3 protein-coding genes are annotated in these 4,141 nt (G+C 70.9%); 2 read left to right on the top strand and 1 reads right to left on the bottom strand.

All coding sequences use genetic code 11. From position 1 onward, the window contains the following. The first annotated feature begins 208 nt into the window (after window positions 1-208). On the top strand, window positions 209-1,663 hold the full coding sequence (argG, locus tag AOK15_RS36320; RefSeq protein WP_055522776.1) for an argininosuccinate synthase: 1,455 nt from the start codon (window positions 209-211) through the stop codon (window positions 1,661-1,663). Window positions 1,664-1,773: 110 nt separating this feature from the next. Here argG and AOK15_RS36315 read toward each other — a convergent pair whose 3' ends face one another. Next, a complete protein-coding gene (locus AOK15_RS36315; RefSeq protein ID WP_055522774.1) occupies window positions 1,774-2,577 on the bottom strand; it encodes an IclR family transcriptional regulator in 804 nt (267 codons plus the stop codon). A 264-nt stretch (window positions 2,578-2,841) separates the two neighbouring features. On the opposite strand from AOK15_RS36315, the gene shiA reads away from it, so the two are divergent. After that, on the top strand, window positions 2,842-4,141 hold a 1,300-nt coding region (gene shiA / locus AOK15_RS36310; protein WP_240508756.1), incomplete at its 3' end, for a shikimate transporter.

Raw genomic sequence — 4,141 nt, 5'->3', positions numbered from 1 at the left:
CCTCGATGTCGCCGAGGTAGCGGTGGGTCCAGTCGCACATCGCATCGACGCCTGAGGGGGCGGGAGGGAGAGCGGCGCGGGCGCTCGGGTGGTGCCGGGGCGCTCGGGAGATGCCGGGGCGCTCGGGCGGAGCCGGGGCAGTCGGGTGGGAGCTGTGTCACCCGAACCGGGCTTTGCATGACCATGCATGGGGGTGCATACTCTTCCTATGTCCAAGGTCCTCACCTCCCTTCCGGCCGGCGAGCGCGTCGGCATCGCCTTCTCGGGCGGGCTCGACACCTCGGTCGCGGTCGCGTGGATGCGCGACAAGGGCGCCGTCCCGTGCACCTACACCGCTGACATCGGTCAGTACGACGAGCCCGACATCGCCTCGGTGCCCGGCCGCGCCAAGACCTACGGTGCCGAGATCGCGCGCCTGGTCGACTGCCGGGCCGCGCTCGTGGAGGAGGGCCTGGCCGCGCTGACCTGCGGCGCGTTCCACATCCGCTCCGGCGGGCGGGCCTACTTCAACACCACGCCGCTGGGCCGTGCCGTCACCGGCACGCTCCTGGTGCGCGCGATGCTGGAGGACGACGTCCAGATCTGGGGCGACGGCTCCACCTTCAAGGGCAACGACATCGAGCGGTTCTACCGCTACGGTCTGCTCGCCAACCCGCACCTGCGGATCTACAAGCCCTGGCTGGACGCGGACTTCGTCACCGAGCTCGGCGGCCGCAAGGAGATGTCCGAGTGGCTGGTCGCGCACCAGCTGCCGTACCGGGACTCCACGGAGAAGGCGTACTCCACGGACGCCAACATCTGGGGCGCCACCCACGAGGCGAAGACCCTGGAGCACCTGGACACCGGGATCGAGATCGTGGAGCCCATCATGGGCGTCCGGTTCTGGGACCCCGAGGTCGAGATCGTCACCGAGGACGTGACGATCGGCTTCGACCAGGGCCGCCCGGTCACCATCAACGGCAAGGAGTTCGCCTCCGCCGTCGACCTGGTGATGGAGGCCAACGCCATCGGCGGCCGCCATGGACTCGGCATGTCCGACCAGATCGAGAACCGCATCATCGAGGCCAAGAGCCGTGGCATCTACGAGGCGCCGGGCATGGCCCTCCTGCACATCGCGTACGAGCGCCTCGTCAACGCCATCCACAACGAGGACACCCTCGCCCAGTACCACAACGAGGGCCGTCGCCTCGGCCGGCTGATGTACGAGGGCCGCTGGCTGGACCCGCAGGCCCTGATGATCCGGGAGTCGCTCCAGCGCTGGGTCGGCGCCGCCGTCACCGGCGAGGTCACCCTGCGGCTGCGGCGCGGCGAGGACTACTCGATCCTCGACACCACCGGCCCGGCGTTCAGCTACCACCCGGACAAGCTCTCCATGGAGCGCACCGAGGACGCCGCGTTCGGCCCGGTCGACCGGATCGGCCAGCTCACCATGCGCAACCTCGACATCGCCGACTCCCGCGCCAAGCTGGAGCAGTACGCCGCGATCGGTCTGATCGGCACGGGCGGCTCCGCCGCGATCGGTGCCGCGCAGGCCGCCGCGACCGGGCTGATCGGCACCATGCCGGAGGGCGGCGCCGAGGCCATCGCCTCCCGGGGCGAGTTCACCGGCTCCGACGACGACGAGCTGCTGGACCGCGCCGCCATGGAGTTCGGCACGGACTGACCGACCGCCGAAGAGGACCGGACCGTGAGGGGCCGGGCCGACGCCCACGCGTCGGCCCGGCCCCTCACGTCGTTCAGCGGCTTCAGCGGCTGAGGTTCAGTGCGTCCGCTTCAGCGGGTGGGGCTCAGCGGGTGGCTGAAGCCCTGCGCGGAGATGAGGGACGCGGCGTCCGTCAGGTCGGTGGCGAAGTGCTCCACCGCCTCGTACGGGAAGCGGTGGCTCGGGCCGCTGACGGAGAGGGAGGCGATGACACCGCCGGAGCGGCCCGCGACCGGGACGGCCACGGCAGTCAGGCCCTCGTCCCATTCGCTGCTGCTGACGGCGTAGCCCCTCTGGGCGGCCTCCTCGGCGCGGGCGCGGAGCCGCTCGGCGTAGGACTCGCCGTGCGGGGAGGCGGCGGCGACCCGGCGCAGCAGGGTGTCGGAGGCGCCGCGCAGCAGGATCTTGGAGGAGGCGCCGGCCCACAGGGGCTGCTCGTCGCCGACGTCGACCACGTGCCGCAGGGGGTGCGGGCTCTCCTCGTGGGCGACGCAGACGCGTTGGGTGTCGCGGGCGACGAAGATGTTCACCGTCTCGCCCAGGCGGTCGGCGAGGTCGCGCATGACCTTGCGGGTCTCACGGGGCACCTCCCACTGGCTGCGGGCCAGATAGGCCCAGCGCCACAGGCCGGGGCCCGCGGTGTAGCCGAGGGGGTGCGACCACAGCAGGCCGCTCTCCTCCAGGGTCTGCACCAGCCGCAGCACGGTCGTCTTGGCGAGTCCCGTGGCGTCGATGATCTCCCGCAGGGTGACGACCGGACGGTCCTCGCCCAGCAGGTTGAGGATGTCCAGCGCGCGGCGCACACTGCGGACACCTCCGCTGCCGGCGCCGGGCTGCTCCCGGTCCCCGTCGGTCACCGGGTTCCTGTCGTCCACGCGGTTTCCTCCCGCCCCGTACCGTCCCCGTCGCGCGTCCCGCTCGCTCCGCGGGCGCCTTGTTCGTCCGTACTCCGTGCACGGTAGTCCGCTCTGCGGACCAAGTGAACCACGGACCCACACGAATTGTGTCGCACCTCTTGATGACCGTCACCCCGCATCGTATGTTTCCGCTGCTCGGTCCGATCGGTCCACTGGATGGACCTAGGGGAGCCCGGTCCTGAGCGCTCGTTCGTCGTCGCAGCGTCCAACGGAGTGTGTGAGATGAGCAGTACCCAGAGCCCTGCCGGGGCCGGAGTCGCCCGACGAGCGGCGGTCGCCAGCTTCATGGGGGCCGTCGTCGACTGGTACGACTTCTTCCTCTACGGCATCGTCGCCGGTCTCCTCTTCGGCGATCTGTTCTTCCCGGGCGCCTCGCCCGCCGTCGGCACCCTCGCCGCCTGGGCGACCTTCGGTGTCGGCTTCCTCTTCCGGCCGCTCGGAGGCATCGTCTTCGGGCACTTCGGCGACCGGCTCGGCCGCAAGCGGATGCTCGTCCTGACCATGCTGATCATGGGCGTGGCCAGCACCCTCATCGGTGTCCTGCCCACCTACGCGCAGGCCGGCCTCTGGGCGCCCGCGCTGCTGGTGGTGCTGCGGGCCACGCAGGGCTTCGCGGTCGGCGGCGAGTGGGGCGGGGCCGCGCTGATGGCGGTGGAGAACGCCCCGGCCAAGTGGCGTTCCCTCTACAGCAGTGGCGTCCAGGTCGGCGCCTCCGTGGGTCTGCTGCTCGCCACCCTGATCACCAAGGTCATCTCCGGCACGACGTCCGACGCGGCCTTCCGGGCCTGGGGCTGGCGGATCCCGTTCCTGGTCAGCGCGGTGCTGGTGATCGTCGGTCTGGTCATCCGGGCGAAGGTCGAGGAGTCGGAGGTCTTCACCAAGGAGGTCGCCGCGAAGGGTGCGGGTGTCAAGCCGCGCGTGCCGTTGGTCGCCGCCGTGAAGTCCAACCCGAAGGGCTTCTTCGCCATCATCGGCCTGCGGTTCGTCGAACTCTTCACGTTCTACGGCGTGACCACCTTCGGGCTCGCCTACGGCACCGACGAACTGGGCCTCGACCGGAACAGCCTGCTCGACGTCAACCTCGCCGTCGGCGGCCTCGCGATCATCACCATCCCGGCCTTCGCCTACCTCGCCGACCGCTTCGGCCGCCGCCGTATCTACTGCGGGGGCGCCCTCGTCGGGGTGGTGAGCGCGGTGCCGTACTTCTGGGCCATGGAGTCCGGCTCCCTGGTGCTGATCATCGTCTGCGCGGTGCTGCTGGTGAACGTCGCCCACGACATGGCCGTCTCCGTGCAGCAGTCGCTGTTCACCGAGATGTTCGGCCCCGAGTACCGCTACAGCGGCGCCGGTGTCGGCTACCAGCTCGCCAGCGCGATCGGCGGCGGCTTCACCCCGCTCATCGCCGGCTCCCTGGTGATCTGGGCCGACGGCGGCTGGGGCCTCGTCGCCGCCCAGCCTCAGCGCGACCAGGAAGGAGATCGCGCAGCCGAGGGCGAGGTACGCGGCGACGAGGCCCCAGCCG

It is taken from the genome of Streptomyces ossamyceticus, assembly GCF_001418475.1.
GTDB classification, from domain to species: Bacteria; Actinomycetota; Actinomycetes; order Streptomycetales; family Streptomycetaceae; genus Streptomyces; species Streptomyces ossamyceticus.
The sequence above is the reverse complement of the archived record's forward strand: the minus strand, read 5'-3'. Positions and strand labels throughout refer to the sequence as shown.

Excerpts from the sequence above, each read along its gene's own strand:
- argG (WP_055522776.1), top strand. The coding sequence starts at position 209 with ATGTCCAAGGTCCTCACCTCCCTTCCGGCCGGCGAGCGCGTCGGCATC.